This window comes from Azorhizobium doebereinerae UFLA1-100 (assembly GCF_000473085.1).
In the GTDB taxonomy this organism is placed as follows: domain Bacteria; phylum Pseudomonadota; class Alphaproteobacteria; order Rhizobiales; family Xanthobacteraceae; genus Azorhizobium; species Azorhizobium doebereinerae.
Genome location: NZ_AXBA01000042.1, coordinates 1 through 24,897, shown reverse-complemented (window position 1 = coordinate 24,897; position 24,897 = coordinate 1). Strand labels below are relative to the sequence as shown.

Genomic DNA, 24,897 nt, shown 5'->3' with positions numbered 1-24,897 from the left:
GGCGCGGCTCAGTGCTTTCCAAACCAGCGGGGGAAGGGCCAATAGGCGGTGCGCCCGCCCGCCACCGCCTGATAGTGCCGGCCGTCCACCACCTCGAAGCGGTCGGTGGCGTCATAGGCGTGCACGCCGTTCATGCCGAAGTCGAACGCATCCACCTCGGCGATGGTGCGCTGGCGATAGCCCTGCCCGTCCACCTGCTCCACCGCATAGAGGCCAAGGCCGGCGCCGTAGCCGCCGGCGCAATTCTGGGCGAGGCGATGCAGCACCCCGTCCTTCAGCCACATGCGCCCGCCGGGCCGGGCGCAGCGCACGTCGGACAGCACCGGATTATCGCCGACCGCGCGCCAGGGGCCGCACAGGGCCTCGGCGCGGAAGACGTGCAGCTCGTCCCAGCCCGAGCCGCCGAAATCCAGCACCGCCGCGAACATCAGCCAGCCCTCATCGTCCCGCAGCACGCAGGGATCGACGATGTCGATGCCGTCCAGCGGCACGCAATGCAGCTTCCAGCGGGTGGGGAAGTCCACCGCGCGATAGACCTCCACCCGGCGCCGCGCCAGGGTCTCGGGGATCATGTAGATGGCGCCGTCGGCGGCGAACACCAGCGGGTTGGACAGGTGGTAGGCGGTCTCCAGCGCCGGCACGGCCGGGCCGATCTCGCCGGCCTCGGAGACCGGGGCGACCGAGATGATCGCCTTGCCCGCCGCCCAGTCCCAATCCTCGAAGAACAGGACGGTCTTCCCGTCCCGCTCGAACAGGAAGGGGTCGGCATAGAAGCGGCCGGGCGGCGCCTCGATGAAGCGGAAGCCCTTGGCCCAGGCGCGGCTGCCCCAGGGCGGGTCGTTGTCGCCGCGGCGGCGGATGCCGATGCGCCACTGGTCGCGCACCAGCATGTAGGGCACCAGGAAGCGGCGCAGCAGGTGGCGGGCGCGGAAGGCCGCGAACTCGGCCGCCGTGACCGGCCGGGATGGCGGCGGCAGGGTCTGGTCCACCTGGGCGCGGGCGGCGGCAAGGAAGGCATCGGCGCCGTCGCGCCGCAGCCGGGCGAGGGCGCGGCGCACCAAAGCGCGTGCCTTCCAGGCGACGGGGGCGCGGGTGCGCCACAGCGAGCGGTCGTTCACATGGGATGTTGAGCGGGCGAGCACCAGCGGGGGAGCCGCGCCCGGCGGCTGCATCAGCAGCACCAGGTCGCACCAGCGGTCGCCGCGCGCCACCTCGCGGAACAGCGCGGCGCAGGCGGCGAGCAGCCGCTCGCCGCCGAAGCGCAGCGACCAGGTGCCAAGGCGCGAGGGCGGGAGGGCGTCGATGCCGGCGCCGAAATCCAGCACAAGGTCGAGCCCGCCGCCGGCATCGCCGTCGCGCGGCAGGATCTGCGGCAGGGCGAGGGGGCGGCGCGCCAGCGGGTCCGGCGCCTCCGCCGTCCGGGCGTGGTCCTCCGCCACATAGCGCGCCAGAGCGGGCAGCAGGCCGGAGGGGCGCACGCTCTCGCGGGCGATGGTGACGACCTGGGCGTCGTCCCCGGCGCCGATGTCGTCGAGCAGGCGCGAGATCCAGGCCGGCACGTCGCCGGCCTCCAGCACCACCCCGACCTTCAGCTTGGCCGTCATGACAGCAGCTCGCGATGCGGCCTCACGGGACGCCGGGCGGGCCGGTCAACGGGCCGGGCGCGGCGGGTCGCAGGCATTGCGGGGGGCGGGCGGAAGACGGTGGCGCGCCCCGGCGTCGGCCCGGCGGAACCGGGGCCGGCGCGGCGCGCGCCCGCCTCAATGATGATCGCGCAGAATATCCGACAGTACCCGCGCCACCTCGCGCGTGACCCGCCGCTTGTACTTGGAATGGACGAGCTGGCCGTTGTGGTAGACGTCGTGCTCCACATAGAGCATCTGGCCGTCCCAGCGCACGATATTGTCGGTCTCCGTGGTCTCGATGACGCCGAGGCCCTCGATCAACTGGCCTTCCTGCTTGCCGAGCATTTTCGCCGCGCCTCCCATGCCGCACCCTTTCCACCACTCTTGGGCCCGAGCCGGGCCCGCTTCTGGACCCGGGCTGGCCGGAACGCCCGCGCCTGCCCTGCCCGTCATCCGGGCTAGGCCCACGCTGCCGGCGAAGCCTTGCGTTCGATCAAGCCTCGGCCGGAGCGGCAGGATAGCCGAAGGCGGGGGGCGAACAAGCGGGGTCTTGCCCGGAACATGGGCGACTGCTCCCGCGCGGGGCGGATGCCGCCCGGATGCCGCGCCGGCGGCGCCGCGCATGGCGTATGACAGGGTGTCGCAAATGGGAAATTCGCGGGCGAAACGTTCTCTTTCACGTCCATTGCATGCAAGCCATGCGGCCTGCCGCGCTTGTTTGCCCAGTTTTTAATCATAAGAATGATTTGTCGATAGTTTGTCGGATGATTATCGGCGTCGGCGCCGCCTGACGTAGCGTCCACCGGCTTGGCACAGGGGTTGCTTAGAATGGGTCGAACCACAGGGGACCCTTGCCTATGCCGTCCACTCCCAACAGGCTCGACCGCCGCGCTCCGCTGAAGCTGGCCGCGGCCCTGCTGACCGGCTGCTGCCTGATCTCCGGCGCCGCCTTGGCCGAGACCACCCTGCGCATCGGCATGACGGCGGCGGATATCCCCCGCACGCTGGGCCAGCCCGACCAGGGCTTCGAGGGCAACCGCTTCACCGGCCTGACCATGTATGATCCGCTGGTGAACTGGGACCTGTCCTCGGCCACCAAGCCCTCGGTCCTGATCCCCGGCCTTGCCACCGAATGGAAGGTGGACGACGCCGACAAGACCAAGTGGACCTTCAAGCTGCGCCCCGGCGTCAAGTTCCACGATGGCTCGGATTTCAACGCCGATGCGGTGGTCTGGAACGTGGACAAGGTCCTCAACCAGGCCGCCCCGCAGTTCGACGCCAGCCAGGTGGGCGTGACCGCCTCGCGCATGCCCACCCTGGCCTCGGCCAAGAAGATCGACGACCTGACGGTCGAGTTGGTGACCAAGGAGCCGGACAGCTTCCTGCCCTACAACCTCACCAACCTGTTCATGGCCAGCCCGGCCCAGTGGCAGAAATTCTACGCCGCCGCCGAAGGCGCCGACGCCAAGGCCAAGTCCCAGGCCGCCTGGACCGCCTTCGCCAAGGACGCATCCGGTACCGGCCCCTGGAAGATGACCAAGTTCGTGCCGCGCGAGCGCCTGGAGCTGGCGAAGAACGCCGACTATTGGGACAAGGCCCGCGTTCCCAAGACCGACAAGCTGCTGCTGCTGCCCATGCCGGAGGCCAATGCCCGCACCGCGGCGCTGCTGGCCGGCCAGGTGGACTGGATCGAGGCCCCCGCCCCCGACGCCTTGCCGCAGCTGAAGTCCCGCGGCTTCAAGATCGAGGCGAACGAGCAGCCGCACGTGTGGCCGTGGCAGTTCTCCCGCGTCGAGGGCTCGCCCTGGAACGACATCAAGGTGCGCAAGGCGGCCAACCTCTGCGTCGACCGCGAGGGCATGAAGGACGGCCTGCTGGGCGGCCTCATGGTGCCCGCCACCGGCACGGTGGAGCCCGGCCACCCCTGGCGCGGCACCCCCACCTTCCAGATCAAGTACGACCTCGCCGAAGGCCAGAAGCTGATGAAGGAGGCCGGCTTCGGCCCCAACAAGAAGCTGACGGTGAAGATCCAGACCTCGGCCTCCGGCTCCGGCCAGATGCTGCCGCTGCCGATGAACGAGTATCTCCAGCAGGCGCTGGGCGAATGCTATTTCGACGTGCAGCTCGACGTGATCGAGTGGAACACCCTGTTCACCAACTGGCGGCGCGGCGCCAAGGACCCGACCGCCAACGGGTCGAACGCCATCAACGTCACCTATGCGGCCATGGACCCGTTCTTCGCCATGGTGCGCTTCCTCCAGTCCTCCATGGCGCCGCCCACCTCCAACAACTGGGGCTACATCAACAACCCCAAGTTCGACGAGTTGGTGAAGAAGGCCCGCTCCACCTTCGAGCCGGCCGCGCGCGACGCCGCCCTGGCCGAGCTGCACGCCGCCTCCGTGGACGACGCCGCCTTCCTCTATGTCGCCCATGACGTCGGCCCGCGGGCGCTGAGCCCGAAGGTCTCCGGCCTGGTCCAGCCCAAGAGCTGGTTCGTGGACTTCTCCCCGGTGGTCGTCGCGCCCTGAGCGATCGATGTCCGGCGCGCGGGCTCGTCCGGGCCCGCCGCCCCGCCCGGCCCTCCCCCGCACGCGGGAGAGGGCATCACGCCCGGATGACTGCCGTCCGTGCCAACCGCCCAGGGTGGTCTCTTGCTCGCTTACATCGCCCGACGCATCGTCTATGTGATCCCCATCGTCATCAGCGTCGCGCTGGTGTGCTTCCTCCTGGTGCACATCACCCCCGGCGACCCGCTGGTGGCCATCCTGCCCGCCGATGCCTCGCAGGAACTGGCCGCGCAACTGCGCGCCGCCTACGGCTTCGACCGGCCGCTGCCGGTGCAGTTCGGCCTGTGGCTGTGGAAGGCGGTCCATCTCGACCTCGGCAATTCCATCGCCACCGGCCGGCCGGTCTTCACCGAAGTGATGACCGCGGTGAAGAACACCTTCATCCTCGCCTGCGCCGCCTCGGCGATCGGCTTCACGCTCGGCGTCTTCTTCGGCCTCGTGGCCGGCTATTTCCGCGACACCTGGCTCGACAAGCTGGCCACCTCCATCGCGGTGGCCGGCGTCTCCGTGCCGCACTACTGGCTGGGCATGGTGCTGGTCATCATCTTCTCGGTCACGCTGGGCTGGCTGCCGGCGGTGGGCGCCGGCCCCGGCGGCTCGTCCGACTGGCACTGGGACTGGGCGCACATCCAGTTCCTCATCCTGCCCGCCGTGACCATGTCGGTGATCCCCATGGGCATCGTGACGCGCACCATCCGCGCCCTCACCGGCGACATCCTCTCTCAGGATTTCGTGGAAGCCCTGCGCTCCAAGGGGTTGCGGGAGACCCGGGTGTTCCGTCACGTGGTGAAGAACGCCGCCCCAACGGCCATCGCGGTGATGGGCCTCCAGCTCGGCTACCTGCTCGGCGGCTCCATCCTCATCGAGACGGTGTTCTCCTGGCCGGGCACGGGCTTCCTGCTGAACTCCGCCATCTTCCAGCGCGACCTGCCGCTGCTCCAGGGCACCATCCTGGTGCTGGCGCTGTTTTTCGTCTTCCTCAACCTCGTGGTCGATATCGCCCAGGCGTCCATCGATCCGCGCATCAAGCGGGCCTGACATGACCGCAACGGACACCGCGCTCCAGGCCGCCCCGGCGCACAAGGCCCGCGGCTACTGGGCCACCGTCGGCCGCCGCATCGTGCGCGACAAGGTGAGCATGGCCTGCGCCCTGGTGCTGCTGGCGATCCTGCTGGCGGCGATCTTCGCGCCCTATCTGCACCTGGCCGACCCCTATCAGGGCTCCATGGTCCGCCGCCTGCGCCACATCGGCACGCCGGGCTATCCGCTCGGCACCGACGAGTTGGGTCGCGACATGCTCTCGCGCCTGATTTACGGCGGGCGGCTGTCGCTGCTCATCGGCATCCTGCCGGTGATCCTCGCCTTCGGCATCGGCACCAGCCTCGGCCTGGTGGCGGGCTATGCGGGCGGCTGGGCCAACACCGCCATCATGCGCACGGTGGACGTGTTCTACGCTTTTCCCTCCGTGCTCCTGGCCATCGCCATCTCGGGCGTGCTGGGCGCGGGCGTCGTCAATTCCATTGTCTCGCTCACCGTGGTGTTCGTGCCGCAGATCACCCGCGTCGCGGAGAGCGTGACCACCGGCGTGCGGAACCTCGATTTCGTCGATGCCGCAAGGGCTTCGGGCGCGGGCGCGCTGACCATCATGCGCGTGCACATGCTGGGCAACGTGCTGGGGCCGATCTTCGTCTACGCCACCGGCCTGATCTCGGTCTCCATGATCCTCGCCGCCGGCCTCTCGTTTCTCGGGCTCGGCACCAAGCCGCCGGAGCCGGAATGGGGCCTGATGCTGAACACCCTGCGCACCGCCATCTATGTGAACCCGTGGGTGGCGGCCATGCCGGGGGTGATGATCTTCGCCGTCTCCATCTGCTTCAACCTCTTGAGCGACGGCCTGCGCAGCGCCATGGACATCAGGAACTGACATGCTGGAGCCAATCGAAGACCTCGGCGGCGCGGCCCAGCCCCTCCTGGAGGTGAAGGGCCTCGTCAAGCACTTCCCCGTCGGCGGCGGCCTGTTCGCGAAGACCAAGGTGGTCCAGGCCGTGGACGACGTGTCCTTCACGGTCGCCAAGGGCGAGACGGTGGGCATCGTCGGCGAAAGCGGATGCGGCAAGTCCACCACCGCGCGGCTGCTCATGCAACTGATGCCGCGCAACGAAGGCGAGATCATCTTCGACGGCCAGCTGGTGGGCGAGTCCATGAGCCTGCGCGACCTCAGGCGCGCCATGCAGATGGTGTTCCAGGACAGCTACGCCTCGCTGAACCCGCGCCTCACCATCGAGGAGTCCATCGCCTTCGGCCCCAAGGTCCACGGCATGGCCGACGGCGCGGCCCGCACGCTCGCCCGCGACCTGCTCACCAAGGTGGGGCTCAAGCCGGAAACCTTCGCCAACCGCTATCCGCACGAAGTGTCCGGCGGCCAGCGCCAGCGGGTCAACATCGCCCGCGCCCTGGCGCTGAACCCGCGCCTCGTCATCCTGGACGAGGCGGTCTCGGCCCTCGACAAGTCGGTGGAAGCCCAGGTGCTGAACCTGCTGGTGGACCTGAAACGCGAATTCGGCCTGACCTATCTGTTCATCAGCCACGACCTCAACGTGGTGCGCTACATCTCCGACCGCGTGCTGGTGATGTATCTGGGCCAGGTCGTTGAACTCGGCCCGGTGGACGAGGTGTGGGACGGCCCCGCCCACCCCTATACGCAGGCGCTCCTGGCAGCCATGCCGGCCAGCGACCCGGACCAGCGCACCGAAGTGCCGCCGATCACCGGCGATCCGCCCAATCCCATCGACCCGCCGTCGGGCTGCCGCTTCCATACCCGCTGCGGCTTCTGCGAGGATGTGTGCATCTCCACCGTCCCCCGGCTCTCGATGGTGGCGGACGGCGCGCATCAGGCCGCCTGCCACATGGTCATTCCCGGCTCGGGGCACACCCGCGCCCCCGCCGCATCCGAGGCCGCAGCATGACGACATCCCCCTCCCCCGAAGACGTGGCGGCCACCGCCCGCACCGTCGGCATCGCCCTCGCGCCCGAGACCGCCGCCCGCGTCGCCCATGCGGTGACGCCCGCCGTGCAGACGTTCGCGCCCATCGCGGCAAGCCTGCCGTTCGACCTCGACCCCGGCGCCTTCCTCGCCGCCCAGCGCGCGCCGGAGGACGAGAAGTGAGCGAGATCGCCGCCCTTTCCCTGACCGAAGCGGCCGCCGCCATCGCCGGCAAGCGCATCAGCTCCCGCGAGGCGACGGAAGCCTGCCTCGCCCGCATCCAGGACTGGCAGCCCCATCTCAACGCCTTCGTCGCCATCGAAGCGGAGGGCGCCCTCGACGCCGCCGAGGCGGCGGATGCCGCGCTCGCCAAGGGCGAGAGCCATGGCCCGCTGCATGGCGTGCCGCTCGCCCACAAGGACATGTTCTACGAGGCTGGCCACGTCTGCACCTGCGGCTCGAAGATCCGCCGCGACTTCGTGCCCGACACCACGTCCACCGCGCTGGCGCGGATCAAGGCCGCGGGCACGGTGCGGCTCGGCACGCTGCACATGGTGGAGTTCGCCTACGGCCCCACCGGCCACAACGTCCACCTGGGCGACTGCCGCAATCCCTGGAACATCGCCCATGTGCCCGGCGGCTCCTCGTCCGGCTCGGGGGCGGCGGTGGCGGCGCGGCTCACCTTCGCCGCGCTCGGCTCGGATACCGGCGGCTCGGTGCGCATGCCGGCGCATTTCTGCGGCGTCACCGGGCTGAAGACGACGGTCGGCCGCGTCAGCCGCGCGGGCGCCATGCCGCTCTCCCATTCGCTCGACACCATCGGCGTGCTGACCCGCACGGCGGAGGATGCCGCTTTGCTGCTCGGCCTCATGGCGGGTGCCGACCCAGCCGACCCCACCGCCGTCGGCGGAGCGCTGCCGGACTATCTGGCGGCCACGCGCGGCAGCCTCTCCGGCCTCACCATCGGCATCCCCTCCGACTTCTACGTGGAGGGCATCGACGGCGAGACCGGCCACGTGCTGGAGAACACCATCGCCACGCTGACCCGCGAAGGCGCGCGCGTGGTCCCGGTGACGCTGCCGGACCAGCGGGAACTGTCCGCCGCCTCGCAGACCTTGCTCTCGGTGGAGGCCGCCGCCATCCATCTGCCCTGGCTGAAGGAACGGCCGCAGGATTACGGCGCGCAGGTGCGGGCGCGGCTGGAGAACGGCCTTGCCTATCCCGGCGTGACCTATGAGCAGGCGCTGCGCTGGCGCGGCCCGGCGCTCTCGGCCCATCTCGCCGCCGTGGCGGGCGTCGATGCGGTGCTCGCCCCGGTCTGCCCGAGCCCGTCCCCGACGCTGGCGGAGAGCGACGTGGGCGGAAGCCTGAATGCGGAAGCCGTCATCCAAGGCATCACCCGCTTCACCCGCCCGGTGAACTATCTCGGCCTGCCCTCGCTGGTGGTGCCGGCCGGGCGCACGCAGAAGGGCCTGCCCATCGGCCTGCAATTCATCGGCCGCCCGTTCGCCGAGGACATGCTGCTGCGCATCGGCGCCGACTTCCAGCGGGCCACCGACTTCCACCTCGCCATGCCGGAGCTGCCCGCATGAGCCTCGCGTCCGACACCGCGCCCCTGGTCGAGATCGACAATCTCACCATCCGCTTCACCGGCGAGCGGACGGTGCATGCGGTGAACGGGGTCTCGCTCGCCTTGCCCAAAGGCCAGGTACTGGGACTGCTGGGCGAATCCGGCTCAGGCAAGAGCGTGACGCTGCGCGCGCTCATGCGCCTGCTGCCGAAGAAGCGCACGCAGATTTCCGGCACCGTCCGCGTGGCGGGCCAGGACGTGCTGGCGCTGGATGACGACGCGCTGTCCGCCTTCCGCGGCCGCACCGTCTCCATGATCTTCCAGGAGCCCGCCCTCGCGCTCGACCCGGTCTATACGATCGGCGACCAGATCACCGAATCGGTGGTCCGCCACGAAGGCGCCAGCCACGCCACCGGCCGCGCCCGGGCGCTGGAAATGCTGGAGCTGGTGCGCATTCCCTCCGCGAAGCGCCGGCTCGATGCCTATCCGCACGAAATGTCCGGCGGCATGCGCCAGCGGGCCATGATCGCCCTCGCCCTGGCCTGCCGCCCGCAGGTGCTGCTGGCGGACGAGCCCACCACCGCCCTCGATGCCACCGTGCAGATCCAGATCCTGCTGCTGCTGCGCGAACTCCAGCGCGAGATGGGCATGTCGGTGATCTTCGTGACCCACGACATCGGCGTGGCCATCGAGATCTGCGACAAGGTGGCGGTGATGTATGCCGGCCAGATCGTCGAGACCGGCTCCCTGCGCGACATCGTGCGTGACGCCCGGCATCCCTATCCGCGCGGCCTGCTGGCCTCCACCGTCCATGGCGCCAAGCGCGGGCAGCGGCTGGAGACCATTCCCGGCACCCCGCCCTCGCTGTCGGAAGCGCCCAGCGCCTGCTCGTTCGCGCCGCGCTGCACCTTTGCACGGCAGGTCTGCCGTGAACGCCTGCCTCCGGCTGTGGAACTGAGCCCCGGCCGGGTCGTAAGGTGTGTCCTTGCTCAAGAAACTGTCCCGGTGACCTGAATGTCTGAGACGCCTTCCAACCTCCAGATCCATGCCGACCGGCTGTGGGCCGCCATCCTGGAGACCGCACAGTTCGGCGCCACGCCCAAGGGCGGCGTCCGCCGGCTCACCCTCAGCGTGGAAGACAAGGCGGTGCGCGACTGGTTCCGCGCCGCGTGCGAGGCCGCCGGCTGCACGGTGGCCGTGGACGCCCTGGGCAACATGTTCGCCCTGCGTCCGGGGCGCGATCCCTCCAAGGCGCCCATCGGCCTCGGCTCGCACCTCGATACCCAGCCCACCGGCGGCAAGTTCGACGGCATCCTCGGCACGCTCGCGGCGCTGGAAGTGCTGCGCACGCTCAACGACGCCGGCATCGAGACCGACGCGCCGCTCTGCGTCGCCAACTGGACCAATGAGGAAGGCTCGCGCTTCGCCCCCGCCATGATGGGCTCGGCCGCCTATGTGGGCGACTTCACCGTGGATGACATCCGCGCCCGCAAGGACGCGGAGGGCGTGAGCGTGGCGCAGGCGCTGGATGCCATCGGCTATGCCGGGTCCGCGCCGGTCGGCAGCCAGCCGTTCGGCGCCTTCGTGGAACTGCATATCGAGCAGGGGCCGATCCTGGAGGCCGAGGGCAAGACCATCGGCGTCGTGGAGCACGGCCAGGGCATCGTCTGGTATGACGGCCGCATCACCGGCTTCGAGAGCCATGCGGGCTCCACCCCCATGCCGCTGCGCCGCGATGCGCTCGCTACCTTCTCCGAGATCGTGCTCACGGTGGAGCGCCTCGCCCGCGAACTGGGGCCGGATGCGGTGGGCACGGTGGGCGAGGTCGCCATCGCCAATCCCTCGCGCAATGTCATTCCCGGCGAGGTGGCCTTCACCTGCGAGTTCCGCTCGCCCCATGGGGAGACGCTGAAGGCGCTGGAAGAGGGCTTTGCCGCCGCCGTGCAGGAGGTCGCCGGCCGTCGCAAGGGCGTCGAGATCGCCATCGAGACGGTGTGGCGCAAGGACCCGACCCACTTCGATCCGAAGATCATCGCGGCGGTGCGCGAGGCGGCGACCACGCTCGGCTACAGCAACCGGCCCATGGTTTCCGGTGCCGGACACGATGCCTTCAACCTCGCCACCAAGATGCCGGTGGCGATGATCTTCGTGCCCTGCAAGGACGGCCTCAGCCACAATGAGCTGGAGGACGCGACGCCGGCCGACTGCGCCGCCGGCGCCAACGTGCTGCTGCACACCGTGCTCGCCCTCGCGGGTGTCGCGAAGCCGGCATGAGCGTCATCGCCGAAGCCCTGACGCCGGAGGGCTTCGCGCCCTTCGGCGGCGTGATCGCCGCGCCCAGGATGGCGGGCGAGCGGCATTATTTCGATGCGCCGCTCGCCAATCTCCGGCCGGCCGCCGGTCCGAGCCTGTCCATCGCGCTCCCTGTCGTGACGGTGCTGCCGCTGAAGGTGACGATGATGGAGCGGCACGCCTTCTCATCCCAGAGCTTCGTGCCCATGGCACCGGGGAGCTGGCTGGTGATCGTCGCGCCCGACACGGGCGATGCGCCGGACATGGCGGGCCTCAGGGCCTTCCTGCCGGCGGAGGGCGAGGGGCTCACCCTGGCGCCGGGCACTTGGCACTATCCGCTGACATCCCTGACCGCGGGCGTGCCGTTCGCGCTCTACATGTGGCGCGACGGCGGGCCGTATGACGAGGAACTGCGCGACGTCCAGCCCCGCACCGTCATGCTGTGACGGTGCCGGCCTCTCAGGTCTTCACCTGAATCTGCATCACATGCTTCAGGTGGTTCTGCAGCGTGGGCAGCGTGTCGGCGGCGAAGGTCTTCAGCGCCGTCTGATCGCCATCCTTGGCGTAGGCGCCGAACAGGCCCACCGCCTGCTCGTGGCCGGTGGTCTGCATCTGGACGTAGAGCGCGTCGAACTCGCGCCCGGACGCGGTCTTCAGCTTGCGGATCATGGCATCGTGCTCGCTATCCAGCGCCGCCGGGATGGTGATCTCGCCATTGGCATCGGCCGCGGCGCGCTTGAGTGCGGCGGCGATGCGGGTGTGGTCGTCCACCATCATCTGGGCGAAGGCCTTGATGCCGGGATTGTCGCTGCGTTCGAGCGCGATCTTGCTGGATTCGATCTCGAACAGCCCGGCAACGGCCGCCGTCTCCACGAAGCGCGGCCCGGACAAGGTGCCGGAGAGCTGCGCCCGCGCCATCTGCGGCACGAAGAGCGCGGCAAGGGCGAAGAGGAGAGCGAACGCGGCGGCACGCATATGGTTGGTGCGAGAGGTGAGCATTGCGGCCTCCTTGGTGCCGCAGTGAGAACCCCTCGCGGGGGGCGCTTGTTCCCGCCGCCTTTCCGCAAGGTCACAATAAGAGACATCGGCGCGGCCCGAAGGCCCCGGCCCGGATTACCGCTTCAGCAGGGTGCCGACCTCATCCGTGAGCCGCCCGGCCACGCCGGTCACCTGCTCGGCGATGCGCTGCACCGACATCGCCGCGTTGCGGATCTCGCTGGTGGCGTCGGACACGCCGGTGATCATCTGGCTGACGGAATGGTTGGTCACCACCTGCTCCTCCACCCCCGCCGACAGGGCCACGAAGACGTCGCTGAGCTGGCCGACGTTGCCGGAGATGTCGGACACGGCGGAAGCGGCGGATTCGCTCGCCGACTGCACGGCGGCCACCTGATGGCGAATGTCCTGCGTCGCGTTGGCGGTCTGCACCGCCAGCGCCTTCACCTCCTGCGCGACGACCGCGAACCCCCGGCCGGCCTCGCCCACCCGGGCCGCCTCGATGGTGGCGTTCAGCGCGAGCAGATTAGTCTGGGCGGCGATCTTCTCGATCAGCGCCGTCACCGTGCCGATCCGCTCGACGCTTTCCGCCAGGCCGCCCACCAGCCGGTCCGCCGCCGTCGCCTTCTCCGCTGCGTCACGCGACATGCCGGTCGCCTGGCGGATCTGGCCGGAGATCTCATCGAAGGACGACGACATCTCGAACGCCGCCGCCGAGACAGCGGAAGAAGTCTGATCGGAACTTTCGGTCAGCTGCAGCAGACGAGCGCTCGATTCCTGCATTTCGGTCGACGTGCCGGTCATGGTTCCGACCACCTCGGTCACGCTCTTGGCCAGCGCCACGCTCTCGGTGGCGATGGACCAGGTGACCATGGGGCCGATGTAATTGTTCCCGGCGTCGCGAATGGCGGACACCCGCAGGTTCAGCGTCTCCGGTCCCACCTTGATCATCGCTTCATGCGGCAGATGGCTCGGATCGGCCAGCATGCGCTGCTGGTGCGCGGGGTTCTTGTGGAACACGTCGATCGAGGTGCCGATAAGCTCGTCCGCCTTGATCGGCAGATATTGCTCGATGCGCCGCAGGGTCTCGCGGCTGGCGCGGTTGGCGTAGTCGATGCGGAAATCCTGGAGCGAGCAGGTCATCACGTTGATCGGCATCTCCTCCACCATCTGAAGGAGGCGCTGCGTCTTCTGTTCCTGCTCGACCGCATGGGTGATGACCGCCCAGGTCAGCTGGGCGTAGCGGTAGCCGCCCCGTGCGTCCATCACCGCATTGATCTGCAACTCCAGGGTTTCCCCACCCGTGCGGATCAGGGCCCGGTGTGGCAGGTTCCGCGCATCCGCCAGCAGCTTGCGCTGATGGGACGGCTCCTTGTGGAAGATGTCGATGGAGGCGCCGACGATCTTGTCCGCCTTGACCGGCAGCACATGCTCGATGGTCTTGAGCAGCTTCAGCGAGCTCTGGTTGGCGTAGCAGATGGTGAAGGTGCGCGGGTCGCACAGCATGACCGCCATCGGCAGGTGGTCCAGAAACTGGGCACCCGCCCCGATGCCATCCGGCTCCCGGCGGAAATTCAGTGCGCTGACGGACATGCCTATCCCCCCGCCCCGCCCCATGTCGGAGGAGGCATCCGGGCAGAACCGGCGCCAGGGATTGGTCGCCCCTCTCTGCTACCGGAGGTTTGATAGACGCCCATCCTTGCACGTGGCTGGTGTATCAGGAGGTAATATAAAACCTAAATCTTAAGGCAGACCTCCACTCAGGAGCGTTGCCCGGCCTCAGTCCTGGTCGCTCTCGCGCGCGGCGCGGATGGACAGGATGGCGTAGGCGACGACCAGGGCAACCTCGAACAGCGTGAACACCAGCAGCCGCGACAGGCCGTCCGGCGCCCACATCCCCACCACCACCTGGGTGGCGGTGGCCAGGAGCCACAGCACCACCGCCCAGCCGGCGCCGAGCCAGAGGCCGACACCCGCGATCGGATCGATGATGGCGGACCAGATCACCACCCCCTGGGCGGTCACGGGCAGCGTCTCGAAGCGGGTCTCGTTGCCGTCGCCGATGCCGCAGATCACGGCCCAGTGATAGACCCCCTCCAGCAGCAGGAAGAAGGCCACCGCCCGCAGGAAGAAGACCAGACGCCGCCGCCACGGAGACAGGCGCTCCATATGGGCGCGGGCGCTGGCGTCGATGGGATCGTAATGGCTCATGCGGGGGTGGCCGGAAATTCCAGTTCGTCGGAGATGGGATCGAAATACGCCGCAATGGCGGCGGGATCCACATCCTCCAGCCGCGGCGGCTGCCAGTGGGGCGTGTTGTCCTTGTCGACCAGCAGCGCCCTCACGCCCTCGTAGAAATCGTGGCCATGGGCCACGCGCGTGACCACGCGGAACTCCGCCTTCAGGGCGAGGCCCAGGTCGAGGCCCGGCCCGCGGCGCATCTGCTCGGCCGCGATCGACAGGCTGGTAGGCGACTTGGCGCGCAGCCCCGCCGCCGTCTCGCGGGCGAAATCCGCCTCCGCGCCCCCCTGCCCGGCGACGGCGTCGAGCGCGGCCAGCACCACGAACGGGCTCCCGGGCGTGAACATGTCGGCGATGAACGCCTCGCGGGCGAGGAGCGGCGCGGGGCCGGGGTCGGCCGCATGGGCCGCGAGCGTGGCCGCCACGTCGCCGCCGGCACAGAGCGCCGCCTCCAGATCCGGCAAGGCGGCCGAGGGCACCGCATGGGTCAACAGGCCCACGTGCAGACCATCGGCCGTCTTGATGCGGTTGCCGGTGAAGGCGAGATAGGTGCCGCTCGCCTTGGGCAGGCGCGGCAGCACATAGGTGCCGCCCACGTCGGGAAACAGGCCGATGTTCACTTCCGGCATGGCGAAGAGGTAGCGGTCCCCGCCCACCCTGTAGGTGCCGTGCGCCGACAGGCCGAAGCCGCCGCCCATGCAGATGCCGTCGATCAGAGAGATGAACGGCTTGGGATAGGTGCCGATCAGATGGTTGAGGACATATTCCTCGCGCCAGAACTCCAGCGCCTCCGCCTGCCGCCCGGCACGGCCGAGGTCGTGGATCTGCCGCACGTCGCCGCCGGCGCAGAAGGCGCGCTCGCCGGCCGCCTTCAGGACGATGCGGGAGACGGTGCCATCGCTCGCCCAGGCCCGCAAGTGCGGATCGATCTGTCGCACCATGCCCAGAGTGAGGGCATTCAGCGCCTTGGGGCGGTTCAACGTGATGACGCCGGCGTCCCCGCGGCGTTCGAACAGAACCTCGGGCTCGGTGGTCACTGGGGCTCCTCGGGACAGCCGCCGCTGACGGGCGCGCCCATGGGCAGCACGGCAAGGGGGTTGGGCAGGGTTAGCCGTCGTGGGCGTCAGCGTCAACGCAGGGTCGCGGATCGCGCATCTCGCCCTGCGAGTTTCGAAGGGCTATAAAGACGTCAGCCGCCCCGTCTTCCTGAGCGGAAGATCGGGACCTGCGCCTTGGCGGAGCAAGGCCAAGGCAGCGGCCCAGAATACGCCCGCCGGCCGCCCGCGGCCGGACGAGCGGCAGCAGCGAGACCCGAGGCAGCGAGACCCGAGCATGACCTTTTCCCCCGCCCGCCTTCGTGCAGCCGATCCCGCAACGGCGGTGAGCGGCCGGCCGCTCGACCTCGCCTCCCGCCCGCGGCGCAACCGCAAGAACGACTGGACCCGCCGCCTGGTGCGCGAGAACACGCTCACCGTCGACGACCTGATCTGGCCGATCTTCGTGATGGAAGGCGAGAAGACCCGCGAGGCGGTGCCCTCCATGCCCGGCGTGGAGCGCCTGACGGTGGATGAGGCGGTGCGGGTGGCCGAGCAGGCGGCGAAGCTGCGCATCCCCGCTCTGGCCCTGTTTCCCTACACGGAAGCCGGCCTGCGCGACCCCGAGGGCAGCGAGGCGCTGAACGAGGACAACCTGATCTGCCGCGCGCTGCGCGCCATCAAGGCCCGCGTGCCGGAGGTGGGCCTCATCACCGACGTGGCGCTCGATCCCTACACCAGCCACGGCCACGACGGACTGATGGAGGGCGAGCGCATCCTCAATGACGAGACGGTGGCGGTGCTGGTCCACCAGGCCCTCGTGCAGGCCCAGTCGGGGGCGGACGTGATCGCCCCCTCGGACATGATGGACGGCCGTGTCGGCGCGATCCGCGCCGGCCTCGACAAGGCCGGGCTGATCGACGTGCAGATCATGTCCTATGCGGCGAAATACGCCTCCGCCTTCTACGGCCCGTTCCGCGACGCCATCGGCACCTCGAAGACGCTGATCGGCGACAAGCGCACCTATCAGATGGACCCCGCCAATGGCGAGGAAGCCCTGCGCGAGGCCGCCCTCGACGTGGACGAGGGCGCCGACATGCTGATGGTGAAGCCCGGCCTGCCCTATCTGGACGTGGTCTACCGCCTGAAGCAGACCTTCGGCCTGCCCACTTTCGCCTATCAGGTATCCGGCGAGTACGCGATGATCGAGGGCGCCATCCGCAACGGCTGGCTCGACGGCAGCCGCGTGGTGGAAGAGAGCCTGATGGCCTTCAAGCGTGCCGGCGCGGACGGCGTGCTCACCTATTTCGCCCCGCGCGTGGCGGAGCGGCTCGCCGCCGGGGCGTGAAGCGGCGCCCCACCCGCGCCCTCCTGGCTGTGGCCGCGCTCGGCGCGCTGGGCACGGGCTGCGGCGGCGTGGTGGATGCGGACCAGGCGCAATTGTGCGAGCGCGTCGCCCCCGCGCTCCATCCCGACGGCACGACGGTGGCGCGGACCTCGGTCGCCCCGTCCGGGCCGGGCACCGTCGGTGTCCGGCTGTCCTACCTGGCCCGTGAACGCAACGCGGCCGCCGTGCCGGGCACGCTCACCTGCCTGTTTGCCGCCCCCTATGGCGAGGGCCGGCTGGATCTCGTCGGCGTGCGTACCGTCGAGGGGCTGATGGACGACAGCCAGTTGCTGATCCTCAAGCGCTGGTGGCTCGAAGCCCATGCCGGGCCGGACAGCGCCCCGCCCGTCCCGCTGATGGCGCTCGGCCCCGCGCCGGCCTATGTGCTTCAGCAATTGCTGAATGCGCTCGCCCCCATGGCCCTGTTCGCGGCGCTGGCCACCGCCTTCACCCTCATCCACGGCCTCACCGGCCGCATCGTGCTGGCCATCGGCGAGGTCGCGATCACCGGCGGCGCGGCGATGCTCGTCGCCGCCGGCGCCGCGCAGGCGGCCGGGCCGCTCACCCTGGTGCATCTGGCGCTGGCGGTCCTGGTCGCGGTCGCATCCGGCGCGCTCTGGGCCTTCGCCATCGGCCGGTTCGTGCTCTGGCGCTTCCGCGACCGGCGGAATGCCGGCCAGGGCGTGCTGATCGCCAGCATCGGGCTGGCGCTGGTGCTGCGGGAGGCGCTCGGCTTGCAGCAGCGCGGCGTGGACGGCTGGCTGCCGCCGCTGTGGCACGCCTCCCTGCCGCTGGCCGGCTCGGATGCCTTCGCCGCCACCACCACCCCCGCCACGCTCGCCGCCGTGCTGGCCACCGGCGGCGCGGTGGCGCTGGCCGTCGCCGGCCTGAAATTCAGCGCCTTCGGGCGGTGCTGGCGGGCCATGGCGGATGATCCGCGCATGGCCGAACTGTGCGGCGTCGCCCCGGAACGCCTGCTCGCGGCCACCTGCCTGATCTCCGGCGGCCTCGCCGGGCTGGCTGGCGCCATGCTGGTGCTGGTATTCGGCAGCGTCGATGCCGCCCTCGGCCTGCCGCTGACCCTGAAGAGCCTGGCGGCCGCCATCCTCGGCGGCGTCGGCTCGGTGCCCGGGGCGGCGCTGGGCGGGATGGCGATCGGCTTGCTGGAAACGCTCTGGTCTTCAGCGTTCGACATCGCCTATCGCGACGTGGTGATGTATGCGCTGCTGATCGTCGCGCTCGCGGTCCGGCCGCAGGGCCTGTTCGGCACCTCGCCGCGCGACCTGTGACGCGGGGCCGTCCGGGTCCCGCCGCATGCATCAGGGATGGAACCATGACCTTGCCGGCCGCCAATGCGCGTGAGCCCGCTCTGCCCGTCACGCTCGCCGACGTGGAGGCGGCGCGCCCGATCGTCGCCGCCGCCGTGGTCCGCACGCCCATCCTGCACGCCCCCCGCCTGTCCCAGCTCACCGGGGCGGATGTCTATGTGAAATATGAGAATTTCCAGGTCACCGCGAGCTTCAAGGAGCGCGGCGCGGTGGCCAAGCTCGCCCGCCTCTCCGGCGAGGAGGGCAAGCGTGGCGTCATCGCCATGTCCGCCGGCAACCATGCCCAGGTGGTGGCCTATCACGGCACGCGGCTCGGCATCGCCACCACCATCGTCATGCCGGAGACCACCCCGCAGGTGAAGGTGCTGGCCACCGAGGCCTACGGCGCGCGGGTGGTGCTGCATGGCGAGAGCGTGGGCGATGCCGAGCACAAGGCGCTGGAGATCGCCGCCGCCGAGGGGCTGATCTTCGTCCATCCCTATGACGATCCGGACGTGATCGCCGGCCAGGGCAGCCTCGCCCTGGAGATGATCGAGGACGCCCCGCCGCTGGATTGCGTGCTGGTGCCGGTGGGCGGCGGCGGGCTGATCTCCGGCATGGCCATCGCCATGCACGGCCGCGCGCCCCGCACGAAGGTCATCGGCGTCGAGGCCGCGCTCTATCCCGCCATGTGGTCGGAACTGAACGGCATTCCGCGCGAGAGCGGCGGGCCGACGCTGGCCGAGGGCATCGCCGTGCGCAACGTGGGGCGCCTGACCACGCCCATCATCCGCGCCCTCGTCACCGACATGGTGCTGGTGGAGGAACCCGCCCTGGAACGGGCGGTGAACGCCCTGCTGACCTTGCAGAAGACGCTGGCGGAAGGGGCCGGCGCCGCCGGCCTCGCCGCGCTGCTCAGCGATCCGGAGCGCTTCAGGGGCCAGAAGGTCGGCCTCGTGCTCAGCGGCGGCAGCATCGATCCGCGCGTGCTCGCCGCCATCCTGATGCGCGAGCTGGAGCGCGATTCCCGCATCGTCTCCTTCCGCCTCACCATTCTCGACCGGCCGGGCATGCTCGGGCGCATCTCGACCCTGCTCGGCAAGCTCGGCGCCAACATCCTGGAGGTGCACCACCGGCGCACCTTCCTGGACGTTCCCGCCAAGGGCACGCGGCTCGACCTGACGGTGGAGACCCGGGACCAGTACCATGCCGACGCCATCCACCGGGCGTTGCAGGACGAGGGCCTCCAGGTCCAGCGCCTGGGCGCCGGCGGCGCGGAGTGGTAGCGGCCGGCTTCCCTCGCGTCTTGCGCGCAGGCGGGGCGCTCACCACTTTCTCAATCCAAGGAGGTGGATCATGAGCTACATGTCGCCCGGCGAGGACCGTACCGCACCTTACGGCGCAGCGCGCCTGCATGCCTATGATCCGGTGACGCAGCCGGAATATTTCCAGGGCGTGCTGTCCCGGCGGCTCCTGGCCTTCGTGGTGGATGCGGTGATGATCGTCGCGCCCATGGTGCTGCTCGCCATCTTCATCTTCGTGTTCGGCATCGTGACGCTCAGCCTGGGCTGGATGCTGTTTCCGCTGCTCAGCCCCGCCTTCGTCATCTGGGCCGTCTGCTACAACGCCATCACCCTCGGGGCGCCGGCCTCGGCGACGCTGGGCATGCGGCTGATGGATCTCCAGATGCGCACCTGGTATGGCGCCCCGGCCTATTCGGTGCTCGGCGCCGTGCATGCGGTGGCCTTCTGGGTCTCGGTCAGCGTATTCACGCCCCTGGTGCTGCTGGTCGGCCTGTTCAACGGCCGCCGGCGCCTGCTGCACGACATGCTGGTCGGCGCGGTGGTGGTCAACACCGAGGCCCGCGCGGCGTCGCTGCGGCGCTATCGCTGAATTGGCCCCGATCCGGCACCATAATCCTTTGACCGACTCTTTCCGGGGGTGCGATGCTGTCGTGCCCGAGGCCTGAGCCGTGACCGAACATTCGCGTGACACGCCGCAATTCTACCTGACCGCCCCCTCCCCCTGCCCCTACCTGCCGGGCAAGGAGGAGCGGAAGGTGTTCACCCATCTGGTGGGCGAGCGCGCCGCCACGCTCAACGACGTCCTGACCCAGGGCGGCTTCCGCCGCAGCCAGTCCATCGCCTACCGCCCGGCCTGCGAGGGCTGCCGCGCCTGCGTCTCGGTGCGCATCTGCGTGGACGAGTTCGAGCCCACGCGCGGCTTCCGCCGCACCCTGAAGGAGAATGAGGATCTGGTCGGCGTGCTGCGCCAGCCGAGCCCGACTTCCGAGCAATACGGCCTGTTCCGCGCCTATGTGACCGCCCGCCACGGCGCCGGCGGCATGGCCGACATGAGCGTGCTCGACTATGCCATGATGGTGGAGGACACCCACGTCCAGACCCGCTTGGTGGAATACCGCCGGCGCGGGCCGGACACGCGGATCAACGGGCGCAGCACCGGCGACCTGTTCGCCGTGGCGCTCACCGATATCCTCGGCGACGGCCTGTCCATGGTCTATTCCTTCTACAATCCCAACGTTCCGCAGCGTTCGCTGGGCACCTTCCTGATCCTCGACCACATCGCCAAGGCCAAGGCCATGGGGCTGCCCTATGTCTATCTCGGCTACTGGGTCAACGGCTCGCGCAAGATGGACTACAAGCGCCGCTTCCTGCCGCAGGAACGCCTGTCCCCGCACGGCTGGGAGCGGGTGGACGACTGACGCCCGCCGCCGCGCCGCCGCGCGCGGACCCGAGCTTTCCCTTGCGCTACAGGCGGTTGCGTGAGACGAACGACCAGCCGCCGGGGGGCCTCGTGAGCCAGTTCATCAACATCTTCGTCGCCGTCTTCGCGGCGCTGTTCCCCATCGTCAACCCGCTCGGCGGGGCACCGATCTTCGTCCAGATGACGCGCGCCTGCACCCCGCCGCTGCGCGCCGTCCTAGCCCGCAAGGTGGCGGTCAACGGCTTCATATTGCTGGTGATTTCCATGTTGGCCGGGTCCCGCATCCTGACCTTCTTCGGCATCAGCCTGCCGGTGCTGCGGGTGGCCGGAGGACTGGTGGTGACCTTCGTCGGCTGGAACATCCTCAACCAGGGCAACGCCAGCGCCGACACCCCGGCGGGCGATGCCACCAGCGAGGTGGACATCCACCGGGTGGAGGAGCAGGCCTTCTATCCGCTCACCATGCCGCTCACCATGGGGCCCGGCTCCATCGCCACAGCGGTTGCCCTCGGCACCCAGAGCGCCTTCAGCCTCTCGGACGGCTATACCGTTCTGTTCATTGAATCTTTCGGCGCCATCTGCGGCCTTGCGGCGGTCTCGCTCAGCGTCTATTTCGCCTATCGCTACGGCAGCGAGATCGAGCGCCTGCTGGGCCGCAACGGCACCAACGTGCTGGTCCGGCTGTTCGCCTTCATCCTGCTGTGCATCGGCATGCAGATCATGTGGCTGGGCATCCGCGACCTCGTCGCCAGCCTGCCGCCGCACGGCTGACGCCGCGTTCAGTCGCCTTCGCCCTCGATTTCCCCATTCGCGACACCGTGTGGCATCGCCGCCGGCGCGCCGAAAATCCGCAGCGTCCAGCGGCCCTTGCCGCCGCGCACCTCGGTGTGGCTCAAAGGCGTGACATCCATGCGCCAAAACATCTCCGCCGGCGCCCCCAGCGCCGCCGTCACCACCGCCCGGACGAGGGCCGGATGGGTGACCGCCACCACCCGCTCCCCCGCCCCCGCGATCCCCTCCAGCCACCCGCCCGCCCGGCCGAGCAGCCGGGTCAGGCTCTCCCCGCCGTGGGGGGCGGCATCGGGATCGGCCCGCCACGCCGCCAGCCCCTCCGGGTCGCCGGCCTGGAGCGCGGCGAAGCTGCGGCCCCGCCAGGCGCCGCTGTCCCAGTCCCGCAGGTCCGCGTCCAGGGTGCCGGCGAGCCCGGCCGCCGCCGCCGTCTGGCGGGTGCGCAGCTCCGGGGCGATGCGCACCGCATCGAAGCGCGGCAGGGCGCCGGCGAGGCGGGCCGCCGCGGCTTCGGCGCCCGGCTCCAGCGGCTCGTCGGCGGGGAAGGCGGCGGCGCGCAGGGCGGCCGTGGCGCCATGGCAGATCAGAACCAGCCGCCGCACCATCCTGCTTCTCCCCCCGCCCGCACCCGGCCGCACGATTGACAGGCGCCGTCGCCGGGCACAATAGTCGAACCGTCCATCGCGGGTTGGAAGCCGGTGCAAATCCGGCGCGGTCGCGCCACTGTCATCGGCCCGCATCCTCATGCGGTTGCCGAGAGCCAGACCTGGCCCGCACGGTCGTTCTCACGGATTGGGACGCGACATCCCAGGAGAGGTTCCATGGCCCACGATACGCTCACCCTGTCCGCCGCCACCGCCGGCGCCCGCCCCGCCCCCATCCCGGTGGGCGAGCTGCTGCCCTGGGCGGTGTTCGGCGGCCTGATGCTGCTGCTGGCGCTCTATTTCGTCGGCGCCGAGCAGGGCGCGACCGCGCTGTTCTCCGGATCGGCGGTGCATGAGTTCGTGCACGACGGCCGCCACCTCCTCGGCTTCCCCTGCCACTGACCCGGTATCACCGGGTCGGACGCAACTGATCCGGTATCACTGGGTCGGACGCAATTGACCCGGCATCACCGGGCCAGCCGCAACTGAGCCGCTCGTCACTGAGCCGCTCGTCACGGGGCCAGTCGCCTGGCGCGCGCCGCCGGGCCTGAGCCTCGGCTCCCGTCTTCCGCAGGGGAACTGCATCATGGTTGGGTCCTTATTGCTGCGCGGGATGCTGGTCGGCATCCTCGCGGGCGTGCTGGCGTTCGGCTTCGCGCGGGTGTTCGGCGAGCCTTCGGTGGAGCGCGCCATCGCCTTCGAAGAGGCCTCCGGCGGCCATAGCCATGGCGAGGCCGCCCCGGCGCCCGGCCAGGGGGGCGCCACGGACGCCCACAGCCACGGCCCCGGGGCCGCGCCCCATAGCCACACCGCCGACGCCCACGCCGCCGATGCCCATGCGCCCGATGCCCACGCGCCCGGTGAACACGCCGCCCAGACGGGCGCCGCGCCGGCCGAGCCGGAGCTGTTCAGCCGCGCCACCCAGTCCGGGCCCGGCCTGCTGGTGGCCCTCGTGGTCTATGGCGCCGCCATGGGCGGGCTGTTCGCCCTGGTGTTCGCTTATGTGAACGGGCGGCTCGGCCCGCTCTCGCCGCGCGCCACGGCGGCGCTGCTGGCGCTCGCCGCCTTCATCGCTCTGGTGCTGGTGCCGGGGCTGAAATATCCCGCCAACCCGCCGGCGGTGGGGGACGGCGCCACCATCGGCCTGCGCACCCGGCTGTTCTTCCTGATGCTGGCGACCTCTGTGGCGGCGCTCGCCGGCGCGGTGGTGCTGGCCCGCCGCCTCATGGCCCGGCACGGCGCCTGGACCGGCGCGCTCCTCGCCGCGCTCGGCTATGGCGTGGTGCTGGCCCTGGTGGGCCTTGCCCTGCCCACGGTGAACGAGGTGCCCGCCGGCTTCTCCGCCGATCTGCTGTGGCAGTTCCGCCTCGCGGCTCTGGGCCTCCAGGCGGTGCTGTGGGCGGTGATCGGCCTCGGCTTCGGCGCCTGGATGGAGCTTGGCGCCCGCCCCCACGTGCGACCGGCGCTGGGGCGGTAGGGACGCGGGGCGCGCCGGAACGGCCTTTCCGCCCCCCGGCCGACACCCGCCCGAACCGGGAACGCCCCCGCCGCCTGCGCGCCGCAAAGCCCTCTCCCGCTTGCGGGGGAGGGTTTGGGTGGGGGCCGCGCGGCAGCGCGGAACCGCTCGCCGCACAGCGCCTCGCCCCCGCCACACGCGCCCCCGCCGCTGCGCGGCGCCCCCACCCCGGCCCTCCCCCGCTGCGCAGGAGAGGGAGCCCGTCACGCGGGCGGATGGCGCCATCCCGAAGCGGGAATGGCCCCGCCGGGGGCGTGTTGACGGCCGCGCCGGGCGCCCTGGATTGCCCCAAAGGAAACCGAGAAGACGCGCGTGGAAACCTTCGAACTTCATCGCGGCCGGCTGATCGACCATGTCCAACTGGTGGTGGCGGATCTCGCGACAAGCCGGCGCTTCCATGAGGCGGTGCCGGGCACGCTGGGCGTGCCCTTGGGCGCATCCTTGGGCGGCAGCATGGCGGATCATGTCCGGGCCGACGAACTGTTCGTCTCCACCTCCGATAGCTTGGCGGCGCAGGACCGTCTGACCGGCCGCCCCCCCCTCGCCTTCCAGGCCGAGGACCGGGCGGCGGTGGAGGCGTTCCACGTGGCGGGCCTCGCCGCCGGCGGCCGCGACACCGGCACCCCGGGCCTGCGCCCCGACCACCCCGGCTCTTACGCCGCCTTCCTGCTGGACCCGGACGGCAACACTATCAAAGCCCTGCACCACGGCCCGGCGGAGCGCAGCGCGGCCTCGGAGCGGATCAGGTTTTAGGGGGATGGGAAGCCGGAGGAGCGCCGTTGACCCAGAGCTGACATTGCAAAACTGCGTCGGGTAAGTCTGGAATGGGTTGGGGAGCGGAATGGCGGCTCTCATAACGATTTTCTGGAAAGCAAACGTAGGGTGTAGCCAGTCTTCTACAGTGTCTGTGGCAAAGAATAACCACCGCCACAGGCTGTAGCAACCTACGTCTGGTTTAGGGTTCAGACCCATAAAATGATTTGCGTTGGCAGCGTGTTGTGATTCACCAGATCCATGGAGGATCTGGTGATGAGCGGAGACTGTTTCTGGCTGACGGATGGACAGTTCGCACGGCTTGAGCCGCATCTGCCCAAGGACACGCGTGGTAAGCCGCGCGTCGATGACCGACGGGTGATCAGCGGCATCGTGCATGTTCTGAAATCGGGCGGCCGATGGATCGACGCGCCGCCTGAATATGGGCCGCGTAAGACGCTCTACAACC

The 24,897-nt window shown here is 70.0% G+C and carries 26 protein-coding genes; 19 read left to right on the top strand and 7 right to left on the bottom strand.

The features are described 5' to 3' along the window. Positions 1–8 precede the first annotated feature (8 nt). Together YU1_RS32210 and YU1_RS0122915 are read right to left on the bottom strand one after the other, a co-directional pair. Complete coding sequence (locus tag YU1_RS32210; RefSeq protein WP_051357228.1) at positions 9–1,604, bottom strand: glucosamine inositolphosphorylceramide transferase family protein; 1,596 nt, start codon at positions 1,602–1,604, stop codon at positions 9–11. 156 nt (positions 1,605–1,760) lie between these two features. Next, complete coding sequence (locus tag YU1_RS0122915) at positions 1,761–1,970, bottom strand: hypothetical protein (protein WP_035716435.1); 210 nt, start codon at positions 1,968–1,970, stop codon at positions 1,761–1,763. Between the two features lie 512 nt (positions 1,971–2,482). Here YU1_RS0122915 and YU1_RS0122910 point away from each other — a divergent pair. The 9 genes from YU1_RS0122910 to YU1_RS30820 all read left to right on the top strand — a co-directional run bounded on the left by YU1_RS0122910 (position 2,483) and on the right by YU1_RS30820 (position 11,483). Then, on the top strand, positions 2,483–4,153 hold the full coding sequence (locus YU1_RS0122910; RefSeq protein WP_084540063.1) for an ABC transporter substrate-binding protein: 1,671 nt from the start codon (positions 2,483–2,485) through the stop codon (positions 4,151–4,153). A gap of 123 nt (positions 4,154–4,276) precedes the next feature. Further along, on the top strand, positions 4,277–5,230 hold the full coding sequence (locus tag YU1_RS0122905; protein ID WP_029006068.1) for an ABC transporter permease: 954 nt from the start codon (positions 4,277–4,279) through the stop codon (positions 5,228–5,230). Position 5,231: 1 nt separating this feature from the next. After that, positions 5,232–6,116: an ABC transporter permease gene (locus YU1_RS0122900; RefSeq protein ID WP_029006067.1), complete on the top strand. Its 885-nt coding sequence runs from the start codon at positions 5,232–5,234 to the stop codon at positions 6,114–6,116. A gap of 1 nt (position 6,117) precedes the next feature. Further along, positions 6,118–7,158 carry an ABC transporter ATP-binding protein gene (locus YU1_RS0122895; RefSeq protein ID WP_029006066.1) on the top strand — a complete coding sequence of 347 codons (1,041 nt, stop codon included), beginning with the start codon at positions 6,118–6,120 and terminating at the stop codon, positions 7,156–7,158. Beyond that, positions 7,155–7,358: a hypothetical protein gene (locus YU1_RS30825; RefSeq protein WP_035716433.1), complete on the top strand. Its 204-nt coding sequence runs from the start codon at positions 7,155–7,157 to the stop codon at positions 7,356–7,358. The genes YU1_RS0122895 and YU1_RS30825 overlap by 4 nt, the downstream gene beginning before the upstream one ends. After that, positions 7,355–8,767, top strand: coding sequence for an amidase (locus YU1_RS0122885; RefSeq protein ID WP_029006065.1), 1,413 nt, complete (start codon positions 7,355–7,357; stop codon positions 8,765–8,767). The genes YU1_RS30825 and YU1_RS0122885 overlap by 4 nt, the downstream gene beginning before the upstream one ends. Then, the gene (locus YU1_RS0122880) at positions 8,764–9,759 is read left to right on the top strand and encodes an ABC transporter ATP-binding protein (RefSeq protein WP_029006064.1); all 996 of its coding nucleotides are present in this window, start codon (positions 8,764–8,766) and stop codon (positions 9,757–9,759) included. Before YU1_RS0122885 ends, YU1_RS0122880 begins: the two co-directional genes overlap by 4 nt. After that, positions 9,760–11,019 carry a Zn-dependent hydrolase gene (locus YU1_RS0122875; protein WP_029006063.1) on the top strand — a complete coding sequence of 420 codons (1,260 nt, stop codon included), beginning with the start codon at positions 9,760–9,762 and terminating at the stop codon, positions 11,017–11,019. After that, positions 11,016–11,483, top strand: a complete 468-nt coding sequence (locus tag YU1_RS30820) for an ureidoglycolate lyase (RefSeq protein ID WP_035716431.1) — start codon at positions 11,016–11,018, stop codon at positions 11,481–11,483. The genes YU1_RS0122875 and YU1_RS30820 overlap by 4 nt, the downstream gene beginning before the upstream one ends. A gap of 13 nt (positions 11,484–11,496) precedes the next feature. Here the strand turns inward: YU1_RS30820 and YU1_RS0122865 are convergent, their stop codons facing one another. The 4 genes from YU1_RS0122865 to YU1_RS0122850 all read right to left on the bottom strand — a co-directional run bounded on the left by YU1_RS0122865 (position 11,497) and on the right by YU1_RS0122850 (position 15,311). After that, complete coding sequence (locus YU1_RS0122865; protein ID WP_051357226.1) at positions 11,497–12,036, bottom strand: DUF4142 domain-containing protein; 540 nt, start codon at positions 12,034–12,036, stop codon at positions 11,497–11,499. A 114-nt stretch (positions 12,037–12,150) separates the two neighbouring features. After that, the gene (locus YU1_RS0122860; RefSeq protein WP_035716429.1) at positions 12,151–13,626 is read right to left on the bottom strand and encodes a methyl-accepting chemotaxis protein; all 1,476 of its coding nucleotides are present in this window, start codon (positions 13,624–13,626) and stop codon (positions 12,151–12,153) included. A 186-nt stretch (positions 13,627–13,812) separates the two neighbouring features. Further along, complete coding sequence (locus tag YU1_RS0122855) at positions 13,813–14,244, bottom strand: DUF6163 family protein (protein ID WP_029006060.1); 432 nt, start codon at positions 14,242–14,244, stop codon at positions 13,813–13,815. Further along, positions 14,241–15,311: an enoyl-CoA hydratase/isomerase family protein gene (locus YU1_RS0122850; RefSeq protein WP_029006059.1), complete on the bottom strand. Its 1,071-nt coding sequence runs from the start codon at positions 15,309–15,311 to the stop codon at positions 14,241–14,243. The genes YU1_RS0122855 and YU1_RS0122850 overlap by 4 nt, the downstream gene beginning before the upstream one ends. Before the next feature lie 295 nt (positions 15,312–15,606). Between YU1_RS0122850 and hemB the strand changes: the two genes are divergently transcribed. The 6 genes from hemB (at position 15,607) to YU1_RS0122820 (ending at position 21,497) form a co-directional block, all read left to right on the top strand. Continuing rightward, positions 15,607–16,656 carry a porphobilinogen synthase gene (hemB, locus tag YU1_RS0122845; RefSeq protein ID WP_029006058.1) on the top strand — a complete coding sequence of 350 codons (1,050 nt, stop codon included), beginning with the start codon at positions 15,607–15,609 and terminating at the stop codon, positions 16,654–16,656. Continuing rightward, positions 16,653–17,984, top strand: a complete 1,332-nt coding sequence (locus tag YU1_RS0122840; protein WP_029006057.1) for a branched-chain amino acid ABC transporter permease — start codon at positions 16,653–16,655, stop codon at positions 17,982–17,984. Before hemB ends, YU1_RS0122840 begins: the two co-directional genes overlap by 4 nt. Positions 17,985–18,028: 44 nt before the next feature. Next, positions 18,029–19,288 (top strand): threonine ammonia-lyase, encoded by a 1,260-nt coding sequence (locus YU1_RS0122835; protein ID WP_051357224.1) that lies wholly within the window; start codon positions 18,029–18,031, stop codon positions 19,286–19,288. Positions 19,289–19,358: 70 nt separating this feature from the next. Continuing rightward, entirely contained in the window at positions 19,359–19,895 is a 537-nt protein-coding gene (locus YU1_RS0122830; RefSeq protein ID WP_029006055.1) for an RDD family protein, read from the top strand. Between the two features lie 79 nt (positions 19,896–19,974). Beyond that, positions 19,975–20,724, top strand: a complete 750-nt coding sequence (locus YU1_RS0122825) for an arginyltransferase (protein WP_029006054.1) — start codon at positions 19,975–19,977, stop codon at positions 20,722–20,724. Positions 20,725–20,816: 92 nt separating this feature from the next. Beyond that, positions 20,817–21,497: a MarC family protein gene (locus tag YU1_RS0122820; RefSeq protein WP_029006053.1), complete on the top strand. Its 681-nt coding sequence runs from the start codon at positions 20,817–20,819 to the stop codon at positions 21,495–21,497. Between the two features lie 8 nt (positions 21,498–21,505). Here the strand turns inward: YU1_RS0122820 and YU1_RS30815 are convergent, their stop codons facing one another. Continuing rightward, positions 21,506–22,120: a histidine phosphatase family protein gene (locus YU1_RS30815; RefSeq protein WP_084540062.1), complete on the bottom strand. Its 615-nt coding sequence runs from the start codon at positions 22,118–22,120 to the stop codon at positions 21,506–21,508. 216 nt (positions 22,121–22,336) lie between these two features. Here YU1_RS30815 and YU1_RS0122810 point away from each other — a divergent pair, with 216 nt between their 5' ends. The 4 genes from YU1_RS0122810 to YU1_RS0122795 all read left to right on the top strand — a co-directional run. Further along, entirely contained in the window at positions 22,337–22,561 is a 225-nt protein-coding gene (locus YU1_RS0122810) for a CbtB domain-containing protein (RefSeq protein ID WP_051357222.1), read from the top strand. A gap of 184 nt (positions 22,562–22,745) precedes the next feature. Next, positions 22,746–23,636, top strand: coding sequence for a CbtA family protein (locus YU1_RS0122805; protein WP_029006051.1), 891 nt, complete (start codon positions 22,746–22,748; stop codon positions 23,634–23,636). Between the two features lie 351 nt (positions 23,637–23,987). Then, positions 23,988–24,428, top strand: a complete 441-nt coding sequence (locus YU1_RS0122800) for a VOC family protein (RefSeq protein ID WP_029006050.1) — start codon at positions 23,988–23,990, stop codon at positions 24,426–24,428. A 276-nt stretch (positions 24,429–24,704) separates the two neighbouring features. Further along, on the top strand, positions 24,705–24,897 hold a 193-nt coding region (locus YU1_RS0122795), incomplete at its 3' end, for a transposase (protein WP_029006049.1).

Coding starts and splice junctions, on each gene's coding strand:
- YU1_RS32210 (WP_051357228.1), bottom strand. CDS start 1,604: ATGACGGCCAAGCTGAAGGTCGGGGTGGTGCTGGAGGCCGGCGACGTG.
- YU1_RS0122915 (WP_035716435.1), bottom strand. CDS start 1,970: ATGCTCGGCAAGCAGGAAGGCCAGTTGATCGAGGGCCTCGGCGTCATC.
- YU1_RS0122910 (WP_084540063.1), top strand. CDS start 2,483: ATGCCGTCCACTCCCAACAGGCTCGACCGCCGCGCTCCGCTGAAGCTG.
- YU1_RS0122900 (WP_029006067.1), top strand. CDS start 5,232: ATGACCGCAACGGACACCGCGCTCCAGGCCGCCCCGGCGCACAAGGCC.
- YU1_RS0122895 (WP_029006066.1), top strand. CDS start 6,118: ATGCTGGAGCCAATCGAAGACCTCGGCGGCGCGGCCCAGCCCCTCCTG.
- YU1_RS30825 (WP_035716433.1), top strand. CDS start 7,155: ATGACGACATCCCCCTCCCCCGAAGACGTGGCGGCCACCGCCCGCACC.
- YU1_RS0122880 (WP_029006064.1), top strand. CDS start 8,764: ATGAGCCTCGCGTCCGACACCGCGCCCCTGGTCGAGATCGACAATCTC.
- YU1_RS0122875 (WP_029006063.1), top strand. CDS start 9,760: ATGTCTGAGACGCCTTCCAACCTCCAGATCCATGCCGACCGGCTGTGG.
- YU1_RS30820 (WP_035716431.1), top strand. CDS start 11,016: ATGAGCGTCATCGCCGAAGCCCTGACGCCGGAGGGCTTCGCGCCCTTC.
- YU1_RS0122865 (WP_051357226.1), bottom strand. CDS start 12,036: ATGCTCACCTCTCGCACCAACCATATGCGTGCCGCCGCGTTCGCTCTC.
- YU1_RS0122860 (WP_035716429.1), bottom strand. CDS start 13,626: ATGTCCGTCAGCGCACTGAATTTCCGCCGGGAGCCGGATGGCATCGGG.
- YU1_RS0122855 (WP_029006060.1), bottom strand. CDS start 14,244: ATGAGCCATTACGATCCCATCGACGCCAGCGCCCGCGCCCATATGGAG.
- hemB (WP_029006058.1), top strand. CDS start 15,607: ATGACCTTTTCCCCCGCCCGCCTTCGTGCAGCCGATCCCGCAACGGCG.
- YU1_RS0122835 (WP_051357224.1), top strand. CDS start 18,029: ATGACCTTGCCGGCCGCCAATGCGCGTGAGCCCGCTCTGCCCGTCACG.
- YU1_RS0122830 (WP_029006055.1), top strand. CDS start 19,359: ATGAGCTACATGTCGCCCGGCGAGGACCGTACCGCACCTTACGGCGCA.
- YU1_RS30815 (WP_084540062.1), bottom strand. CDS start 22,120: ATGGTGCGGCGGCTGGTTCTGATCTGCCATGGCGCCACGGCCGCCCTG.
- YU1_RS0122810 (WP_051357222.1), top strand. CDS start 22,337: ATGGCCCACGATACGCTCACCCTGTCCGCCGCCACCGCCGGCGCCCGC.
- YU1_RS0122805 (WP_029006051.1), top strand. CDS start 22,746: ATGGTTGGGTCCTTATTGCTGCGCGGGATGCTGGTCGGCATCCTCGCG.